The following is a 20,240-nucleotide window of genomic DNA, read 5'->3' as shown; positions in this document are numbered from 1 at the left end:
AGTTTTTTCCTGCAACTGCGCTCAACGAAAATTAATGCGCCCGCTGACGCGAAATGTAAAATCTGCGTTTCTCTTCATATTATCAACACCCAGCAAGAGCCAGGCTGATTAACAGCGAAAAAACCGAACCGACAGTAATTAAATCCATTTATATATGAAATTATTTAATGACTACCGATTATATTCACAGGCCCGGCGTCCATTTCCACAGGATTATCGTTAGTGAATTTATCGCTGTGCTTAATGAATGCCTGAAGTGATACGACTGCTAAATAACCTCTCCACGCTGTCGCTTTTGAGGAGATAGCCTTTCTTCGAAACTCTCAGGATCACATCATCACTTAACCCAGAAAAAAGAGCTTCGACTTTAAATTAGACATAACCTGCCAGACCCGCTGCGTAGAAGAACTCAGTCCATGTTTATCCCAGACGTTCTCCATAAGTTCCGAATCCGTGACAACATCAATAGTGGCATTTTCAAAAAGATACTCTAATACGTGCGACATGGTTTTTCTCAGGATGATATCTTCACCATACCCATTCAGACAAATTAGTCGCTTTGTCTTGTGTAAATAAACCACGTTCTCTTCAATAAGATAGCCAATAAAATTTACTTCATTACCCGGTAGCATGATGTTCTCCAGAACAATGATGAAAACAAGATAATAACTTTTATTCAGGTATTTAAAAAACATCCCTTCATTATTTGTACATCACTTTTTAATCAGCCCTGGCCACGCCTTTCCATTGTTCCTGGTCTGTAATAGCGATGCCTCGATGATCGTCATGCATATAACCCTTTGTTGTGTGTTAAAATCCTGGCTATCCACCTCGCCACATCGTTAATAAAAAGTAATAATAAATAAGTCTGTTCTGGCGGAGAAGCAGACTGACCTTAATACTCATCCGACAGAGTGCAATAAGATGTTGTTGCTTATCATCGCCGGCAAGAAAACTTAAATATTTCTTAGTTAAATCAGAAACCACCGATAAACTGACCAGGATGGATTGCTGTCTGATTTGCCTCATCTTATGCGTAGCCGTTATGAAATCATCTAACGTTAACGAAGACAATAAAGTGGGATTTTTATTTTAGTTCAAAACTTACGGGTTTTATCACGGCCATCTGTAGCAGAATCAGCCAAAATAAAGCTTAAAAGAAGAATCGCTTTGGATTGAAAGACGATTGCGTCATCCGAACACGCCCGCTTCAACGCTTTCATTAGTTTTTTTATAATCCATAAGACCTGATATTTCTGGCCAATTTTTGATCTGTATCAACTGGCAATATATCGGTGGAAAAAGCAAAGTAATGGCGGAAAAACAGAAGCAAAAGATATGAGATAGGAATGTTCTTTGCCCGGGAATTAATCAGATCCGTTTGTTTATTAAGATAATTATTAAAGCGTCCTTATTTAGCTATTTTGTACCCTACTAACGGCAAGAGATTGTCATCTTATTGTATACAGAGTCAGAAATAAGCGTGAGTGCCCCTTAGCTCCGTTCCCCCTCGTTAACGTGATAAATAAGAATGAGTTATTAATGCGCCCTGACCTGTCAGCATAGTCCGCTGATATCAATATTAAGGGGTTGGGTCTGGCTCTGGATTGGGAGATTTAAGATGGCAGAGGGCGCAGCATTAACCGGGACCGGGACAAAGGGTCACCTTCGATCTGGTGACCTTGCGCCAGGCAGGGGGAGAACGGATCCCCCGGTGCAGTCGTGCACCGCGCCAGTGCAACTCAGCTCACGCGATCCAGCCAGCGAACATAAGCCTGATCCCATAGCGCCGCTGGCGTGCCCGCCTTGCCAAGGCCAAAGCCATGCCCGCCTTTGCTGATCTGAATCAGCTCAACCGGCACACGATTACGGCGGCAGGTATCGCGCATCAGCTCGGTGTTGAACGGATTTGAGGTGTGATCGTCCTCGGCCTGCGCCAGAAACGTCGGCGGATATTGCCGGGTTACGTAGTTCTGCACTGACCAGTTCGCCTCATCCTGCGGCGTGGCATTTTTGCCGACCATCATCAGATGGGTATTGGTGTGCTGATAAGGCGCTTCCAGGGTGATGACCGGATAGATCAGACCGACGCTGTCGACTTTGGGCACCACTTCATCCAGCGGATCGATGGCCGGATAGGATTCAAAATCCGGACGCGCCGCCGCCATTCCCAGCAGATGCCCACCTGCCGAGAAGCCCAGCACATGCACCTTGCGCTCAAAGGATCGCACCAGCCGGATGGCACGCTGCGCATCCTGCAGCGGTGCCAGCCGCCCCGCCTGCCACTTCTCATGCGGCAGCCGGTAGCTGAGCACATAGGCGGTATAGCCATTGGCATTGAGCCAGCGCGCGACCGGCCAGGCTTCGCGTCCCATGCCGATCCAGCGATAACCGCCACCCGCTGCAATTAATACCGCTTCGCCATTGGGATTTTCCGGTTTAAAGCGCTGAATCGCCGGGCTGACGATATTTGACCAGGAACCGGTGCTGTTAATATGCAACTGGCCCGATGGGCCGCCGCCGCCGGGCGGATCGTCCGGCCAGAGGGGAATAATGTCATCGCGGGCAAATATTTTGCCGGTGGTCATGGAGAGCCCGAGCGCTCCCGTGCCGAGAATAAAGCGTCGACGCGTAATCATAATGCCTGTTATGTGATACCAGAAGAGTGAGCAAACCGTTGCGGCAGGCTGCAGTAGAATCAACAGATGCAAGTCGGGTGCCATGGCTGGCGATTATGTACGCAATGGCCCCTGAAAAGCCATAAAAAAACGCACCCGGCAGGCGTAATGCCAGTCAGTTAAGTGACAGGTGATAACGCAGTCTGGTGCCGGGCAGGGGCTGGCGGTCCTCGCGCCGCTGCGCGGTTCCTTCACTCCATTCCTCTGCCTGACGGACCGCCGGGGATGGCACATCCTGTGCCGCCCCGCCTTTCGCCCGCGTCCTGCGGGCTCTCCTGGCAGACTCATTCTGTTCAGCGCTGCGGATTGCCTGCCCCTGCCCGGCATCAGCCTGCTCTGAAACTTCAGTGTGTATTGTTAAAAAGGGCACGAGAATGGAGGCCTGAGCGCCTCTGCTGCTGAAAGGGCTATCCACAGCGCTGAGGCGTGACGGTGGGCCAGAAGTCCACGCCGGGAAGCGTGGACAGTTCGGGGCCGGCCAGGGAGGGCCGATCCCCGAACGGTTCGTCGGCACGACGTCAAAGCCGAAGGTACCGCGTGAGCGGCGCGAGGACGGCCCGGCAGCAGCAGAGGTGCGCAGGCACGCACTGTGGCTTGCTCGCCCGGAAAAAAAGCTGCCACGTTTGACCGTGACAGCCTTTACAAATTTAATCTTAACTGATCAGTATTAGCCCGGCAGGCGCGTTTTTATTTAATCCGATGCGGTTAATCTTCCTGCTGGAACTGCGCCATCACGGCCTGCTCACACTGCTGTTCGTTAACGCGCAGTTTGGCACGCTCATCATCTCCCAGCTGCAGCCAGGCACTGGCCACTTCACGCGCGGACTCTTCATCGAACTCGGGCTGATTCATCGCCGATGACGACTGACTGCGCGCCACGGTGGACTTCATCTGTTCGACATACTGATCCGCACTGGCGACCTTTTTCTCGCCGCTGACAATGTGGCACAGCTGACTGGCATAAACATTCTGCTCAGTGTCAGCCTCGTCCGCCGCCAGCGCGCTGCCGGTGGCGAGGATGCTCAGCAGCACTATCTGAGTTACTTTCATTCTTAACTCCTGTTAGTTCGGGTTAAACCTTACGCTGAAGGGCTTCAAGGCGTTTCTGACGCCAGTTCAGCAGCGGCGACACGGTGGTGCCGTGGACCACCACGCTGCAGACCACCAGCGTTAACGCCATATTGGTCATAATTTCCATCTGCGGGCCTTCCATACCGTGCGTCCAGGCATAGGCGATGTAGTTCAGACTGCCAATCCCGCGGATGCCCAGCCAGCCAATCAGCAGACGCTGCCCCAGCGGCAGTCCGGCGCGCAGCGTCACCAGCCAGACGGCCAGTGGCCGCACCACCACAAACAGCACCAGGCCAATCAGCACGCCGTAGATGTTCCAGTGCTGCGCCAGTGTGACGCCCAGCACCACCATCATGCCAGCCGCCAGTAAACGTTCAATAGTATCGCCAAAAGAGAGGGCGTCGCCTACTACAAACCCTATCGACTTCACCATATTGTTGTCGCCCTGATGCGCCAGGCGTTTGTTAGGGTTCACCAGTGCTTCAGAGGGCAGCACGCGCTCGTCGTCAGAGAGATCGTCCGGCTGATGGCGACGGAATACGCCCATCTCAGCACGGCGTAATCCCAGCCCGGCGGCGAAGGCAGCCAGGAAGCCGGAGGCACCCAGCCACTCCACCAGTGAATAACTCAGCGCAATCAGCGCCAGCGCCAGGAAATCATTGGGCGCCACGTCGCCATTGGCATTGCGCAGTCGGGTCGCCAGCAGGCCTATCAACTGCCCCAGCACAAAACCGATGATCAGACCGCCGCCAATTGCCCAGAGCACCTCGACCGCACCCCAGTGCCCCAGCATCGCCACGCTCAGGCTTTCGCCATTAAACAGCAGCAGCGCCAGCATCAGCAACGGCAGCGCGGAACCATCATTCATACCCGCTTCGCTTGAGATTGCCACGCGCAGCGAGTCATCATCCTGCGCATCGTTGACCGAGATTAAGCTCGCCAGCACCGGATCGGTTGGCGCGACAATGGCACCAAACGCCAGTGCAATCGGCCAGTCTAATCCCACCAGGAAGTGCGACAGCAGGGTCATCGCGGCCACGGTCAGCAGCATGGCGGGAAAAGCCAGTTTCAGCCCGGTGTGCCAGCAGTTATTTTGCAGCGGCTGACGCAGCTTGAGGCCGGTGATGAACAGCGAGGCAGCCATGGTGATTTCAGTGATGTGCGCCACGGCTTCGGAATGGGTAACAATATCGATGTGGATAACATCAAATCCCCACGGGCCGCACAGAATGCCCGCGATAAGGAACAGACCAAATGAGGTGACTGGCCCCCGGTGAATCCAACCGGAAGCCAGCGACATCAGCAGCAGAAGGCCGCCCGTCGCTGCTGTCCAGGCTAAAAAGTTCATAACACTCCAGATTATTTCGGGTTTATGAATAAGCCTGGCACATTTTTTGACGGGCGAGGTGTCAGTTTTTCAGGTGTCGACTGGCGAAGCGGACCGCCAGCGCGGCGGCACCGGCTAAGGTCGAGAGCGCAACCACGCCATTCCAGCCCCAGTGTGCCAGCGCCAGACTTCCCAGCGCCGCACCGGTGGCCATACCGATAAACACCACGGTAAACAGCAGCGCATTCAGGCGACTGCGTGCTTCCGGCGCCAGGCCATAGACCAGCGTCTGATGCGCCACCAGCGTGGCCTGCACCCCTAAATCGAAGCCGATGGTGCAGAGGACAATCAGCGCCAGCTGGGCTGGCATTGGCAGTAGCGGCAGCAGAAACATCAGCGCAAAGGAGATCGTTACCAGCGCGGCGCCAGCCTGCGTGACCCTTGCCGGACCGATGCGGTCAGCAAAACTGCCCGCCAACGGTGCCGCCATGGCACCCGCCGCACCGGCTAAACCAAACGCCCCGGCCACGGCACTGTCCAGATGAAAGCGGTCGCTGAGCATTAACGCCAGCGTCGACCAGAAGGCGCTAAAGCCCACTGACAACAGCCCCTGAGCCAGTGCGGCACGACGCAGCGTCTGATGGTGACGCCACAGGTGAACCAGCGACAGCAACAGGCGCGGATAGCTCACCGAGGTGCCTGGCGCGAAACGCGGCAGTACCCGCCACAGCGTGAGCGTAATCAGCAGCACCGCCAGCGCAGCAATCATATACATGGTGCGCCAGCCGAAATACTCTGCCACCACCCCGCTGACCACCCGCGACAGCAGGATGCCCACCAGCAGCCCGGTCATCACCGTGCCGACTGTTTTACCCCGACTGCGTTCCGGCGCCAGCGCCGCCGAAGCGGGCACAATATCCTGCGCCACGGTGGCGGTCAGGCCGGTGATAAAACTGGCAATCAGCAGCGCGCTGAGTCCACCGGAAAAACCACACAGCAGCAGCGCCGCCACCAGCATTAAGCCTTTGATAAAGATAATGGTGCGCCGGTCATGGCGATCGCCCAGCGGAGCCAGCAGCAGGATGCCCAGCGCATAGCCCGCCTGGGTCAGCATCGGCACCATGCCGACCGCGCCGATGCCGGCGTTAAACTGCTTGCTGATGATATCCAGCATCGGCTGGCTGTAGTAGATCGACGCGACGCTGAGTCCGGCACCGGCGGCCAGAGTAAACACCAGCGGCGCAGAGAGCGGTTCATTTTGAGTCTGGGTCTGTATGGCTGACATGCTGTAATCCTCATCATTTCGTCCTGCCATTAAAGCGCATTGCGGTTATACGCGGTAGACTGACATCAGGCAAAACCGTTATACGTGGTGCGTATGAACAATCCTAACAGCAGCGATCGCATCGATCTGATGCAGACTTTTATCCGTATTGTGGAGAGCGGCAGCTTATCCGCCGCCGCCGCGCAGCTCGGCACGACACAACCCACCGTCAGCCGCCGATTGCAGAGCCTGGAGCAGCGGCTGGGCCTCAAGCTTATCCTGCGCACCACCCATGCACTGAAGCTTACCGATGATGGCGAGCGCTGCTACGCCCAGGCGCGGCAGCTGCTGGCGACCTGGCATGCGCTGGAAGATGAGCTGACCGGGGCCAGCGATGACCCGGTGGGTACGCTGCGGGTTCGCGCCCCGCACGCCTTTGGCCAGGATCAGCTGATCGCCCCGCTGGTGGACTATCTGCACCGCTACCCGCGGCTCAATATTGAGTGGATGCTGAATGATCGCACGCCCGACTTTATGGCGGAGAATGTGGACTGCGCCATTCAGGTCGGTGCGCCAACCGATCCTTCGGTAGTGGCGATACTGCTGGCAGAAGTGCCGCGTATTGTGGTGGCCGCCCCGCACCTGCTGGCGCAGCAGCCGCCGATAGAGCGGGTTGAACAGCTGCGCGATCTGCCGTGGCTGGCACTGACCAGTTTTTACCGTAACGAAGTGGTGTTGCAGAAGATTGACGACGGCCAGCCGGTAAACCTGGCTATTACGCCCCGGCTGAGCAGCGACAGTTTATATGCGGTGCGCAAAGCGGCACTGGCGGGGATGGGAGCCGCGATCGTCTCGTCCTGGGCGGTGCAGGAAGATCTGGCGGATGGCGGCCTGGTTCAGCTGATGCCTGCGTGGCAGGCACCGCCGCTGCCGGTGTGGCTGACCTATCCCTGGGCGAGTTACTACCCGGCCAGGCTGCAACACTTTTTTGCCATGATCAAAGAGGTGATGCCGCAGCTGGCGGGCACGCGTCCGGCCTCACAGCCAGCGGGTCGTTCAGGGGGAACAGAGCGGAAAGGGTAAAGCAGGCGCCCGCCTCAGCGGGCCGCCAGAGAGGTTACTTCGGTTTTTTATCGCTGCGCGACATCTGATCCAGCCAGCCCATCACAAAGGCGGAGAGCACAAAGGTCAGGTGGATAATCACGTACCACATCAGCTTGTCGTTTTCGACGTTGCGCGCTTCCATAAACACCCGCAGCAGGTGGATCGAGGAGATGGCGACAATGGAGGCAGCGACTTTGTTTTTCAGCGAGCCGGAGTCCATCTTGCCCAGCCAGCTCAGCTTCTCTTTATCTTCGTCGATATCGAGCTTAGAGATGAAATTCTCATAACCTGACAGCATCACCATCACCAGCAGGCCGCCAACCAGCGTCATATCCACCAGCGACAGCAGCAGCAGGATCAGATCGTTTTCCGCAATGCTGAAAATGTTGGGCAGCAGGTGGAAAATTTCCTGGAAAAATTTAATGGTCAGCGCCAGCAATCCCAGCGAAAGTCCAATGTAAACCGGGGCCAGCAACCAGCGCGATGCATACATCAGGTTTTCGGTAAAACGTTCCATACAATCCCACGAATAATCAAACAGGTCCGGGAGTATAACCGATCAACTGTGAAGTTATTTCAGCCCTTCGTCAGAAATTTCAGGGACCGGCGGCAGCGGCAGCGAGAGACGAAATGCCGCGCCCCCTTCGGCCCTGTTCTCTGCCCAGATCTGTCCGCCGTGGCTCTCGATAATGGTTTTACAGATTGCCAGACCCAGCCCGACGCCCGGCACCGCCGACTCTTTGTCGCCCCGCCAGAATTTATCGAATATCCGGCTTAAATCGTCTTCGGCAATGCCCGGTCCGCTATCCCAGACCGAGATCTCCAGCCGTGACGCCGCACGCCAGGCGCGAATGCCGCGTGGTGCGCTGTTACCGGCATACTTCAGGCTGTTCTCAATCAGGTTGGTGAAGACCCGCTCCAGCAGCGTGCTGTCGCCTTTGATCAGCACGATGTCGTCCGGCAGATCGAGCCGGACCTCATGCCCTTTCAGTGATGGTGCCATGCTGCTCAGCGCCCCGCCGACCACCTCTTCCAGCGCCAGCCACTCCTCACGCAGGTTGAGGCCGCCCGACTGAATGCGCGCCATATCCAGCATGTTGCTCACCAGCCGGATGGTGCTCAGCGTCTGCTCGCGGATCTGACTGGCCTGCGGCACATATTTTGAGTTGTCGCTGGCCAGGTCGAGCATCAGCATTTCCGCCTGACCAAACAGCACGGTCAGTGGGGTGCGCAGGTCGTGGGACAGCGCCGACAGCAGCGCATTGCGCAGCTGTTCACGCTCCGCCGAGAGCCGGGACGCCGCCTCGCTATGCGACAGCGCCATCCGTTCCAGTGCGTTCGCAATCAGCACCGTAAAGGTTTCCACCAGCCGCTGCTGCTCGGGGATCATCAGCTGACGCAGGTTCTGCGGCTCCACCACCAGCAAACCCCGGCAGTGCGCGCCACTTTTCAGCGGCAGGATCTGATAAGGCACCGCCGGTAAGGTATCGGTGCCCGCACCCGCAGGCTGGCCTTTGCTGTAACTCCATTTAGCAATCGCGCGATCCGGCTCGCTGGCCGGTAACGCATCGCCCACCGGTTGCAGTTCGCCCTGCTCATCCGGCAGCAGCAGCAGGCAGCGCGCCTGTAACGTGGCATCCAGCACCCGCTGGCTGGTGGCGGCGATATCCTGCGGCGTTAACGCACTGCCCAGCGATTTCGCCATCTCATAGAGCTGGCGCGCCCGCTGCTCGCGGTAGCGCGCCACCCGCGCCTGATAACGCACGCCTGCCGTGAGATTGCCGACGATTACGCCCACCGCCAGCATCACGCCAAAGGTCACCAGATATTGCAGATCGGAGACCGCCACTGTGCCGGTGGGGGCAACAAAGAAGAGGTCAAAGGCGACGATATTCATCACCGTGGCGATCACCGACGGCCAGCGGCCATAGCGCAGCGCCACGATCACCACCGCCAGCAGATAGATCATCACACAGTTGGCGGGATCGAAACCGATCAGTACCGACTGCCCGGCGGCGGTTACAAGGATACAGAGCACCAGCGCCATCATTACGCCGCGCAGCTGAATACGCCATTTTTCGCTGGTGACGCGGCCATCCGGCAGCGGATGCGGCGCATCCTTCAGCGGCTCATCCAGCGCCACCACCAGCAGATCGAGATCCGGCCCCAGCTGGCCGAGCCGTTCGGCAAAGCTGTCACGCCGCCAGCGCCGCAGCGGGCGACGACCGGTGACAATTTTGCCCAGATTGTGCGCGCGGGCGTAACCCAGTACCGCTTCGGCTTCATCGGGCTCAGAGAGAGTCGCGGTTTCCGCGCCCAGCTCCTGCGCCAGCTGTAACGTACGGAGAATCGCCCGTCGCCGCGCTTCCGGCAGCCGGTGCAGCCGGGGCGTTTCGACATAGACCGCGTGCCATTCACTGCCAAGCCGCGCCGCCAGTCGGGCGGCGGTGCGCACCAGCTTTTCACTGCCGCTGTCGTCGCCAATGCAGAGCAGAATGGCGTCGCGGGTGTGCCAGACGCGCTCCCGTCCCTGCTGATCGCGCCAGGCGCGCATCTGATCATCCACCCGATCGGCGGTACGACGCAGGGCCAGCTCACGCAGGGCGAACAGGTTACCTTTGCGGAAAAAGTTTTCGATGGCGCGTTCCGCGCGGTCGCCAATGTAGACTTTGCCCTCTTTAAGCCGCTGCCGCAGATCGTCGGGCGGCAGATCGACCAGCACCACTTCGTCGGCGCTGTCGAAAAAGGGATCGGGCACGGTTTCGCGCACCTGAATGCCGGTGACGCCGCCTACCACATCATTGAGGCTCTCAAGATGCTGTACGTTGACGGTGGTCAGTACATCGATGCCCGCTTCCAGCAGCTCCTCAATATCCTGCCAGCGCTTGGGATGGCGCGAGCCCTGCACGTTGGTGTGCGCCAGCTCATCCATCAGGATCACCGCCGGATGGCGAGCCAGCGCGGCATCGAGATCAAACTCCGCATGACGCGAGCGGCCGGTTGCGCGACGCGGCAGCAGAGTTAACCCTGTCAGCAGCTGCGCGGTTTCCGGCCGGTCATGGGTCTCTACCACGCCGATTAAGACATCCAGACCCTGCGCGCGCAGCCGCTGTGCCTCCTGCAGCATGGCATAGGTTTTACCCACGCCCGCACAGGCACCAAAGTAAATTTTCAGCTGCCCGCGATGACTTTCGCGATTAGCCTGCAGTAGCGCGTCGGGATCGGGACGCTGGGGTTCGTGGTTCATCGCTTCCTTTACACCATTACAGTTCGTTGAGCGCCATATTCAGCTGCAACACATTGAGGGTCGGGGTGCCGAGGAATGGCAGCAGCGGACGATGCGTCATCTTATCAATCAGCGCCTCGACCTGCGGCAACGGCAACTGGCGGCTGGCGGCGATACGCGGTGCCTGCCAAAGGGCGGCCTGTGGCGAAATATCCGGGTCAAGCCCGCTGGCTGACGCGGTGACCAGTTCAACCGGGACGGCAGCCAGTGCCTGCGGATTCGCGGCCCGCAGCGCAGCGACGCGATCGGCTACCGCTTTGTCCAGCGCCGGGTTGCTGGCGGCCAGATTGCTGCCCCCTGAGGCCAGCGGATTATAAGGTTTATCACCACTGGCTGAAGGGCGGCCCCAGAAATAGTTGGGCTGGGTAAAGTTCTGGCCAATCAGCGCCGACCCGCGCGCCACGCCATCCTTCTCCAGCAGCGAGCCGCTGGACTGGGACGGAAACAGCCACTGCGCCAGACCGGTGGTGAGCAAAGGATAAACCACGCCGGTAACAAGCGTAAGCAGCAACAACAGTAAAATTGCCGGACGTAACTGACTCATTTTTCTCTCCTCAGGCCATGCCTGAAAACACTAACAGCAGATCGATCGCTTTGATGCCGACAAACGGCACCAGCAGGCCACCCAGACCGTAAATCAGCAGGTTGCGGCGCAGCAGCGCAGCAGCGCTCAGTGGGCGGTAGCTGACGCCTTTCAGGGCCAGCGGGATCAGGAAGACAATCACCAGAGCGTTAAAGATCACCGCCGACAGAATCGCACTGGCTGGCGAGTGCAGGTGCATCACGTTAAGCATGTTGAGCTGCGGATAGGTCGCCGCAAACGCCGCCGGAATGATGGCGAAGTATTTCGCCACGTCGTTGGCGATACTGAAGGTGGTCAGCGAACCGCGCGTCATCAGCATTTGTTTACCAATGTGCACCACTTCAAGCAGCTTGGTCGGGTTCGAGTCGAGATCGACCATGTTGCCCGCCTCTTTCGCCGCCTGGGTACCGGAGTTCATCGCTACCGCCACATCCGCCTGCGCCAGTGCTGGCGCATCGTTGGTGCCGTCGCCGGTCATCGCCACTAAACGTCCTTCCGCCTGATACTGGCGGATCAGCGCCAGCTTGGCTTCCGGCGTGGCCTCTGACAGGAAGTCATCCACGCCCGCTTCCGCAGCAATCGCTGCGGCCGTCAGCGGGTTATCGCCGGTGATCATCACCGTTTTGATACCCATTTTGCGCAGTTCGGCAAAGCGCTCTTTGATGCCGCCTTTGACGATATCTTTCAGCGCCACCACGCCCAGCACGTTCGCGCCCTCTGACACCACCAGCGGCGTACCGCCACTGCGTGCCACCTCTTCCACCTGCGCATTGACCTCGGCCGGGAAACGGCCATGGTTCGCTTCGATGTGGCGTCGTACCGCATCGACCGCGCCTTTGCGGATCAGTCGATCCTGCACGTTTACGCCGCTCATGCGGGTCTGCGCAGAAAACGGAATAAAGCTGGCACCCATGCTGCTGAGATCGCGCTCACGCAGATTAAATCGCTGTTTTGCCAGCACCACGATGCTGCGCCCTTCCGGCGTCTCATCGGCCAGCGAGGCGAGCTGTGCGGCGTCGGCCAGCTGCTCTTCGCTGACGCCCGGCGCGGGCAGGAACTGGGTCGCCTGACGGTTACCCAGCGTGATGGTGCCGGTTTTGTCCAGCATCAGCACATCCACATCGCCGGCGGCTTCCACCGCACGCCCGCTGGTCGCAATGACGTTAGCACCCAGCATCCGGCTCATCCCCGCCACGCCAATCGCCGACAGTAAGCCGCCGATGGTGGTCGGGATCAGACAGACCAGCAGCGCCACCAGTACCGTGATGCTGACCGGCGTTCCGCCCCATGCCGAGAACGGCCAGAGTGTCACGGTCGCCAGCAGGAACACGATGGTCAGTGACACCAGCAGGATGGTCAGAGCGATCTCATTCGGGGTTTTACGGCGTTTCGCGCCTTCCACCATGGCGATCATCCGGTCAAGGAAGGTTTCGCCCGGGTTGGCGCTACAGGTGATCACCAGCCAGTCAGAGAGAATGCGGGTCCCGCCGGTGACGGAGGCGAAGTCACCGCCCGACTCGCGGATCACCGGTGCGGACTCACCGGTAATGGCGCTCTCATCCACCGAGGCACCGCCTTCCATCACTTCACCGTCGCAGGGGATGATGTCGCCCGCTTCCACCAGCACGGCATCGCCTTTGCGCAGCTCATCGGCACTGACCTGCTGCCACTCGGCGCCATAGCGCGCCGCTGAGAGTTTTTTGGCAAAGCTGGTCTTTTTCACCCCTTTCAGGCTGCTGGCCTGGGCCTTACTGCGCCCTTCTGCCAGCGCCTCCGCCAGGTTGGCGAACAGCACGGTGAACCAGAGCCAGACCGCGATCGCCCCGGTAAAGCTGGCGCTGCCGCTGATCCGGCCGGTCAGCATCGCCAGCGCCAGCAGCGAGGTCAGAATGCTGCCGAGGTAGACTACAAACATCACCGGGTTACGGAACTGCACCCGGGGATCGAGCTTTTTCACTGCATCCCAGGCCGAGGTACGCAGCAATGCTGCGTCAAATAACGCCTGTTGTTGACGACTCATGAGGATTGTCCCTGAACAAGTTGCAGATGCTCAGCCACCGGGCCCAGCGCCAGAGCAGGAATAAAGGTCAGTGCACCCACCAGCAGCACCGTGCCAATCAGCAGTCCGATAAACAGCGGACCGTGGGTTGGCAGCGTGCCGTTACCCACCGGCTGCACTTTTTTCACCGCCATCGCACCGGCAATCGCCATCACCGGAATGATGATGCCGAAGCGGCCCAGCAGCATGCAGGCAGCCAGTAGCAGGTTCCAGAACGGCGTGTTAGCACTCAGTCCGGCAAAGGCGCTGCCGTTGTTGTTAGCCGCCGAGGAGACCGCGTAGAGCACTTCGCTGAAGCCGTGAATGCCGGGATTGGCCATGGCACTGCGTCCGGCGTCGGTCATCATCGCCAGTGCGGTACCGATCAGCACCAGCGCCGGTGTGACCAGAATCGCCAGCGCGGTCATTTTCATCTCCCAGACGTCGATTTTTTTACCGAGGAATTCCGGGGTACGACCGATCATCAGCCCGGCGATAAACACCGCCAGCAGCACAAACAGCAGCATGCCGTAGAGACCGGCACCGACGCCGCCAAACACCACTTCGCCCAGCTGCATCAGCCACATCGGCACCATGCCACCCAGCGCAGTAAAGGAGTCGTGCATGGCATTCACCGCACCGCAGGAGGCGGCAGTGGTGATAACCGCGAACAGGCTGCTGTTAAGAATGCCAAAGCGCGTCTCTTTACCTTCCATGTTGATGGCGCTGTCAGCACCCAGTTGAAGGAAGTGCGGGTTGCCCTGCAGTTCGGCCCACATGACGACCGATACCGCCGCCACAAACATCAGCGTCATCGCCCACAGCAGCATGTGGCCCTGACGACGGTCACGCACGCTTTCGCCAAACGCGAAGCAGAGCGCCGCCGGGATCAGGAAGATGCTCAGCATCTGCACCAGGTTAGTCAGCACCGTTGGGTTTTCAAATGGATGGGAGGAGTTGGCGTTAAAGAAGCCGCCACCGTTGGTGCCCAGCATTTTGATCGCTTCCTGCGACGCCACCGGCCCCATCGACAGCGTCTGCTGCACGCCTTCCAGCGTGGAGAAACTGTGATAAGGCGCGAAGTTCTGGATGCTGCCCTGGCTGACAAAGAACAGCGCCATCAGCAGGCTGATAGGCAGTAAGACATAGAGCGTGATGCGCGTCAGGTCGCGCCAGGCGTTACCCAGGGTCGCAGAGCTGCGATTAGCGAAGCCACGGATCAATGCAAACGCCACGGCGATACCGGTCGCGGCTGAGAGGAAATTCTGCACCGTCAGGCCCACCATCTGACTGAAATAGCTCAGGGTGCTTTCGCCGCTGTAGGATTGCCAGTTGGTGTTGGTGACGAAGCTCACGGCGGTGTTAAGCGCCAGATGCCAGCTCAGGCCAGGCAGCTGCTGCGGATTCAGTGGCAGCGCGCCCTGCATCAGCAATATTGCCAGCAGCACCACGAAACCCAGCGCATTAAACAGCAGAATCGCCAGCAGGTAGTGCGGCCAGCGCATGTCCGATTGTTGTGCGCCCAGCAGTCGCCACAGCGGCGCTTCCAGGCGGGTAAACACCGGCTTGTCAGCCACTAACGACGCCAGACCCCGTCCGAGCGGCTGCGCCAGCACCATCAGCAGTAGCAGATAGAATGCGATGAGTAAAAAAGCATTGGCCGCCATCAGAAGGCCTCCGCATTTAACAGGGCATAGATCAGATAGCCCAGTAACAACACCACCAGCACAATGCCGGTTATTACGCCCACGCTCACAGGAACCTCCAGAGGATTGGATTTATGGCTTAGCTTGCGCGGAGGCGTATAAAGAAGGGGTTAAAATGCAGCGGGCGGGCGTAAAAATAGTGTAAAAATGGCGAAAAATCAGGCGACTTCCAGCGCCCAGATACGATTGAGATCGACGTTACCCCACAGCGTGCTGTCCTCTGCGCCCACAATGCTGTCGGTGCAGAAGCTGTCGCCGAGGTCGAGCTCTTCCGGTTTCACTTCACGCTGGGCGTGCAGCGACCAGAAGACATGCACGCAGGGACGCATCAGCGATTTTTCGCCCGCTTTCACCACCAGCGCCACCCGGCCGGAGGCCAGACGCACCAGCGATCCCACCGGATAGATGCCGATGGTCCGTACGAAGGTGTGCAGCAAGCCAGGGTCGAAATGGCCGCGCCAGCTCAGCATCTGGTGCATCGCCTCGGCGGGTGTCCAGCCGTTGCGATAGGAGCGGGTCGAAGTGACGGCATCATAGACATCGCACACCGCCGCCATGCGGGCGTAGAGCGAAATCGCCTCGCCTTTCAGGCGGTGCGGATAGCCGCTGCCATCATATTTTTCATGATGATGCAGGGTGATATCGAGCAGATCGTCATCGGCGTCGGCTTCTATCAGCATCTGCGCACCGACCACCGGATGCTCACGCATCACCCTGAACTCCTCTTCAGTCAACTTGCCCGCTTTGTTCAGGATCGCCAGCGGCACGGCCGCTTTGCCGACATCATGCAGTAAACCGCCCATGCCCACCCGACGCAGCTCCTGCTCATCCAGTCCAAGTTTTTTACCCAGCGCAATCATCAGCCCGCAGACCGCCATGGAGTGCAGGTAGGTGTAGTCATCATGATTTTTCAGTCGCGCCACGCTCAGCATGGCAGAGGGTTCACGCGTGATCGATCCGGCGATTTCATCCACCAGATCCATCATATAATCGAGCTTCAGGCCGTTACCCAGCCGCGCTTCGTTGAACATCGCCAGCACTTTCGGTTTGCCCTGCAAAAAGATCTGCTGTGCCTGATCCAGTTCCTGGAAAAACGGGGTGCGGCCAATGGTTCTCTTCGCGACCGTGGAGGCGATCGGCGCCTGCACCGATCGATCGAGGTCGATCCAGAGCTGGCGGATCCCTTCAGTGCGAAGCATGGCGATTTGTCGGGGATCGGTGATCAGCATCTCATTATGAATGCGCTGGTCTTTTATCCACCAGACCTCCAGCTTGTGGATAAACATCCCTGGGCGCAATTCATCAATGGTAATCAGCTTTATCACGCTATCACTCTTTAATATCAGCGGGTGGTAAGGTGATATCGGCAGCCGGACAAATTTTCTTCAGGCTGTTTTGTGCGAAGGTGAGGGTCTGGTGAGTGGTCAGAGGAGAGGCGTCCTGCCTCGCCCCCGTTTCAGCAGGGGGTTAAGGCGCCGCTGTGGTTACACTACCCGGGTCAGCACCGGCTCACCACGGGCAAACGCCAGCATATTCTCAAAGACCAGGTCAGCCATCGCCGCCATGGTTTCGCGGGTGCTGCTGGCGATATGCGGCGTGATCACCACATTGTCGCGCTGGCGCAGTGCGTCAGGCACCTGCGGCTCCTGTTCAAACACATCCAGCCCGGCACCGGCGATCTGCCCGGTTTCCAGCGCATCCACCAGCGACTGCTGATCCACCACGCTGCCGCGCGCAATGTTAATCAGATAGCCCTGCGGTCCCAGCGCCTGCAGTACTTCCGCATTGATAATGTGGCGCGTCGCGGCACCGCCCGGCAGGGTCAGCACCAGAAAATCGGCCTGCTGCGCCAGCGCCACCAGGCTCTCATGACGGGTGTAGGGCACATCGGGGCGTGAACGCGGGTTGTAATAGTGAATCGCCATATCAAACGCCTGCGCGCGCCTTGCCACCGCCTGACCGATATTGCCCAGCCCGACGATTCCGCACACCTTGCCACCGATTTTGCTGCTCAGCGGAAAGCGGCCCTGCGTCCAGTGACCGGCGCGTGTGAAGCGATCGGCCTCGCTGATGCGGCGCGCCACATCCAGCAGCAGCGCCATCCCCAGATCGGCGACACAATCATTGAGCACCTCCGGCGTGTTGGTCACCACAATGCCGCGCGACCGGGCGGCTTCCGTATCGATGCAGTCATAACCGACGCCGTTACTACAGATCGCTTTCAGGTTTGGCAGCGCGGCGATCAGCGCGGCCGGTGCGCCCATCACCGCGTTGCCGCTGGTGACCAGCATGTCGATATCTGCGCCCTGCTCAGCCAGAAAGGCTGCCTCATCTTCCGCCTCCCACAGCCGGAACGCGGTGAACGTCTTTTCAATGTTCTCTATCAGCTGCGGTGGCAGGAATTTCCCTCTGATCAGCACATTACATTGCTTTAATGCCATCTTCTTTCTCCTGATTGTTATAGGATGCCGGGCGATCGCTCTCTTCACCAACGCGTTCAATCGGCCCCATCACCAGCAGGAACAGCAGGGCCGCTACCACGCAGTGTGCCGCCACAAACGCCAGCCCGATGCTGTAGCTGCCGGTCAGACCGACGATGATGCCGAACAGCAGCGGCGTGGTGAAACCGGCAATATTGCCGATGCCGTTAAAAATGGAACCTGCCAGGCCCACCGCCTCTTTGGGTGCGGTGTCGCTGATCACCGTCCAGGTGCCTGCCCCGGCCGCTATGCCTTTACCGAAAAAGGCGAAGGACATAATGGCGATAATGCCGCTATTGCCCGGAATGATCGCCGCCAGCACCAGACTGGACGCCATCAGCATGCCGACGATATAGGGCGTTTTACGCGCCCAGGAGACGCTCCAGCCCCGAGCGATTAACTTGTCTGACAGGTAGCCGCCGCTGATCCCGCCCAGAAAACCAAACAGCGCCGGAGCAACGGTGGCGAAGCCCGCCTCCATGATGTTCATGCCGCGCGCCTGCACCAGATAGATCGGAAACCAGGTAATAAAGAAGTAGCTGAGCGCGATGATGCAGTACTGACCGAGATAGGCGCACCAGAGCATGCGATTAGTGAGCAGCTTTCTGAACATCGCTTTACTGACCGGTGGCCGCGCTTTCAGCGTCTGCGCCGAGTCGATATCCACCAGCGCACCACCGTCGACGATGTGGCGCAGTTCACTCTCTGACACGCCAGGGTGATTGCGCGGCTCGCGCATCCAGGCAGCCCAGACAAACACCGCCAGCAGGCCGATGCCGCCCAGCACAAAGAACGGCCACTCCCAGCCAAAGCGCGACACCAGCCAGCCTGACAGCGGCGAGAAGATGGCGACGGCAAAATATTGCGCCGAGCTGAACAGCGATGAAGCCCGTCCCCGCTCTGCGCCAGGGAACCACATAATCACCACGCGCGCATTGGCGGGAAAGCTGGGTGCCTCGATCAATCCCAGCATAAAGCGCAGACCAAACATCAGCATCAGCGCGCCGGTCATGCCGCTGGAGAACTCACCAACGAATCCCATCGCCAGCGTCGAGACTGACCAGAGCGCCAGCGTGACGCCATACACTTTTTTAGCCCCGAAGCGGTCAAGAAACAGCCCGCCGGGGATCTGACCGATAACGTAGGCCCAGCTGAAGGCAGAGAGGATCAATCCCAACTGGATAGCTGACAGGCCGAACTCCTCTTTGATCGCCGATCCGGAGATCGAGAGGATCGAACGGTCAGCATAAGCCACGACCGACAAAAAGAGGATCAGGCAGAGGATCCAGATGCGTACATGAGACGTCCGGTGAGTCGTTTGGTCTTTAAGCATGAGCTGAATTCCTTAAAAAGCGGCAGGTTGCGCCACGAGGTTTTTTTCAGGAATAACGCTGAGATTTCCCGCTTAAGGAAATATAGATAGGAGGCTAACGATGGATCATTGTGCGGATGTTGAGATCGTCAGGCCCGATTCAGCGGTTTTCTGACAACCACCACAAAGGCCAGTGCGATGCTGCACAAAAGCGCAAAAAGCCGCGACTGCCTGCCGCAGAGTGTGCGCCACGTCGAGGATTTCATCGGCGCGGCCAGCTATGACGCGGCGTTTTTACGGCAAAGTGTGGCGGCGCTAGCAAGAGTGAAAAGGGCCGGTTGTCAAACCCGGCGACAGTTCATAAGCTGCAAATGATAATCTTTGTCCATTTTTATAATAAATGAAAAATATATTCCACTCAGTTAACCTCGGGAGTCTGCAATGAAAAAACGTGCATGGGCAATACTCTGTCTGCTCTCTCTTTCCACGTCGGCGCTGGCAGAGAAGATTGGCGTCTCAATGGCCTATTTCGACCAGAACTTTCTGACCATTATCCGCCAGTCGATCGAGAAAGAGGCCAAAGCGCATCAACTGGATGCGCAGTTCGAAGATGCACGCGGCGACGTGGGCCGTCAGACCGATCAGGTGCAGAGCTTTATCAGTTCCGGGGTGGACGCGATTATCGTCGATCCGGTCGACTCCGCCAGCACCCCTGCCCTGACCAGGCTGGCGCAGCAGGCTCACATTCCGCTGGTCTACGTTAACCGCACGCCGGGCGATAAAACCCTGCCGCCGGGCGTGGTGTTTGTCGGCTCTGACGAACGCGAATCGGGCACGTTGCAGATGGAAGCGCTGGCGAAGCAGGCGGGTTATCGTGGCAAGGTCGCCATTATCATCGGTAACCTCAGCGATGCGGGTGCGCTGCAGCGCACCAAAGATGTCGAGCAGGTGGTGGCAAAGTATCCCGACATGAAAGTGGTGCTGAAGCAGACCGCCAACTATTCGCGTAATGAGGGCATGGATTTAATGCTCAACTGGCTGTCGAACGGGGAAGAGATCGATATTGTCGCCGCCAACAACGACGAAATGGCGATTGGCGCAACCATGGCAATTGCCCAGGCGAAACCGAAGAAAACCATTCTGGTGGGCGGCATTGATGCCACGCCGGATGGCCTGAAAGCCCTGGCAAGCGGCAAACTGGCCGTCACCGTGTTCCAGGATGCTGTGGGTCAGGGCAAAAAATCGGTCGAGGTGGCGCAGCAGATGATCAAAGGGGAAAAAGTCGATTCCCACCAGTGGATCCCGTTTGAACTGGTAACGCAGCAGAACATGCAGCAATACAGCAATAAAACTCCGTAATGAAAAGCGGAGCGGCAGCGCTGCCGCTCCGG

General features: G+C 58.5%; 16 protein-coding genes. 2 read left to right on the top strand and 14 right to left on the bottom strand.

From position 1 onward, the window contains the following. Positions 1-341: 341 nt before the first annotated feature. From AFL22_RS24365 to AFL22_RS02735, 5 genes are all read right to left on the bottom strand, one after another. Positions 342-632: a helix-turn-helix domain-containing protein gene (locus tag AFL22_RS24365; RefSeq protein ID WP_241773159.1), complete on the bottom strand. Its 291-nt coding sequence runs from the start codon at positions 630-632 to the stop codon at positions 342-344. 1,110 nt (positions 633-1,742) lie between these two features. Next, positions 1,743-2,639: an alpha/beta hydrolase gene (locus AFL22_RS02750; protein ID WP_052270754.1), complete on the bottom strand. Its 897-nt coding sequence runs from the start codon at positions 2,637-2,639 to the stop codon at positions 1,743-1,745. A gap of 744 nt (positions 2,640-3,383) precedes the next feature. After that, on the bottom strand, positions 3,384-3,728 hold the full coding sequence (locus tag AFL22_RS02745; RefSeq protein WP_010253423.1) for a hypothetical protein: 345 nt from the start codon (positions 3,726-3,728) through the stop codon (positions 3,384-3,386). Between the two features lie 22 nt (positions 3,729-3,750). Further along, complete coding sequence (locus AFL22_RS02740; protein WP_010671500.1) at positions 3,751-5,097, bottom strand: cation:proton antiporter; 1,347 nt, start codon at positions 5,095-5,097, stop codon at positions 3,751-3,753. 61 nt (positions 5,098-5,158) lie between these two features. After that, a complete protein-coding gene (locus AFL22_RS02735; protein WP_010253427.1) occupies positions 5,159-6,361 on the bottom strand; it encodes an MFS transporter in 1,203 nt (400 codons plus the stop codon). A gap of 93 nt (positions 6,362-6,454) precedes the next feature. Between AFL22_RS02735 and AFL22_RS02730 the strand changes: the two genes are divergently transcribed. Then, positions 6,455-7,423 (top strand): LysR family transcriptional regulator, encoded by a 969-nt coding sequence (locus AFL22_RS02730; RefSeq protein WP_052270753.1) that lies wholly within the window; start codon positions 6,455-6,457, stop codon positions 7,421-7,423. Positions 7,424-7,457: 34 nt separating this feature from the next. On the opposite strand, the gene AFL22_RS02725 is transcribed toward AFL22_RS02730, so the two are convergent. The 9 genes from AFL22_RS02725 to AFL22_RS02685 all read right to left on the bottom strand — a co-directional run bounded on the left by AFL22_RS02725 (position 7,458) and on the right by AFL22_RS02685 (position 18,870). Beyond that, positions 7,458-7,961, bottom strand: a complete 504-nt coding sequence (locus tag AFL22_RS02725) for a TIGR00645 family protein (RefSeq protein ID WP_010253431.1) — start codon at positions 7,959-7,961, stop codon at positions 7,458-7,460. A 54-nt stretch (positions 7,962-8,015) separates the two neighbouring features. Continuing rightward, positions 8,016-10,691, bottom strand: a complete 2,676-nt coding sequence (kdpD, locus tag AFL22_RS02720) for a two-component system sensor histidine kinase KdpD (protein WP_010253433.1) — start codon at positions 10,689-10,691, stop codon at positions 8,016-8,018. Between the two features lie 16 nt (positions 10,692-10,707). Next, complete coding sequence (kdpC, locus tag AFL22_RS02715) at positions 10,708-11,274, bottom strand: potassium-transporting ATPase subunit KdpC (RefSeq protein WP_052270752.1); 567 nt, start codon at positions 11,272-11,274, stop codon at positions 10,708-10,710. A gap of 10 nt (positions 11,275-11,284) precedes the next feature. After that, entirely contained in the window at positions 11,285-13,333 is a 2,049-nt protein-coding gene (gene kdpB, locus AFL22_RS02710; protein ID WP_010671495.1) for a potassium-transporting ATPase subunit KdpB, read from the bottom strand. Continuing rightward, positions 13,330-15,018 (bottom strand): potassium-transporting ATPase subunit KdpA, encoded by a 1,689-nt coding sequence (gene kdpA / locus AFL22_RS02705; protein WP_052270751.1) that lies wholly within the window; start codon positions 15,016-15,018, stop codon positions 13,330-13,332. The genes kdpB and kdpA overlap by 4 nt, the downstream gene beginning before the upstream one ends. Continuing rightward, the gene (gene kdpF, locus AFL22_RS02700) at positions 15,018-15,107 is read right to left on the bottom strand and encodes a K(+)-transporting ATPase subunit F (protein ID WP_010253443.1); all 90 of its coding nucleotides are present in this window, start codon (positions 15,105-15,107) and stop codon (positions 15,018-15,020) included. The genes kdpA and kdpF overlap by 1 nt, the downstream gene beginning before the upstream one ends. Positions 15,108-15,215: 108 nt before the next feature. Beyond that, positions 15,216-16,382: an HD-GYP domain-containing protein gene (locus AFL22_RS02695; RefSeq protein WP_010253446.1), complete on the bottom strand. Its 1,167-nt coding sequence runs from the start codon at positions 16,380-16,382 to the stop codon at positions 15,216-15,218. A 159-nt stretch (positions 16,383-16,541) separates the two neighbouring features. Beyond that, positions 16,542-17,498 carry a 2-hydroxyacid dehydrogenase gene (locus AFL22_RS02690; RefSeq protein ID WP_052270750.1) on the bottom strand — a complete coding sequence of 319 codons (957 nt, stop codon included), beginning with the start codon at positions 17,496-17,498 and terminating at the stop codon, positions 16,542-16,544. Next, positions 17,479-18,870 (bottom strand): MFS transporter, encoded by a 1,392-nt coding sequence (locus AFL22_RS02685; protein WP_010253452.1) that lies wholly within the window; start codon positions 18,868-18,870, stop codon positions 17,479-17,481. Before AFL22_RS02685 ends, AFL22_RS02690 begins: the two co-directional genes overlap by 20 nt. A 420-nt stretch (positions 18,871-19,290) precedes the next feature. Between AFL22_RS02685 and AFL22_RS02680 the strand changes: the two genes are divergently transcribed. Then, on the top strand, positions 19,291-20,208 hold the full coding sequence (locus tag AFL22_RS02680; RefSeq protein WP_052270749.1) for a sugar ABC transporter substrate-binding protein: 918 nt from the start codon (positions 19,291-19,293) through the stop codon (positions 20,206-20,208). Positions 20,209-20,240 lie beyond the last annotated feature (32 nt).

The organism is Pantoea sp. CFSAN033090 (assembly GCF_001264395.1).
GTDB classification, from domain to species: Bacteria; Pseudomonadota; Gammaproteobacteria; order Enterobacterales; family Enterobacteriaceae; genus Pantoea; species Pantoea agglomerans.
The sequence above is the reverse complement of the archived record's forward strand: the minus strand, read 5'-3'. Positions and strand labels throughout refer to the sequence as shown.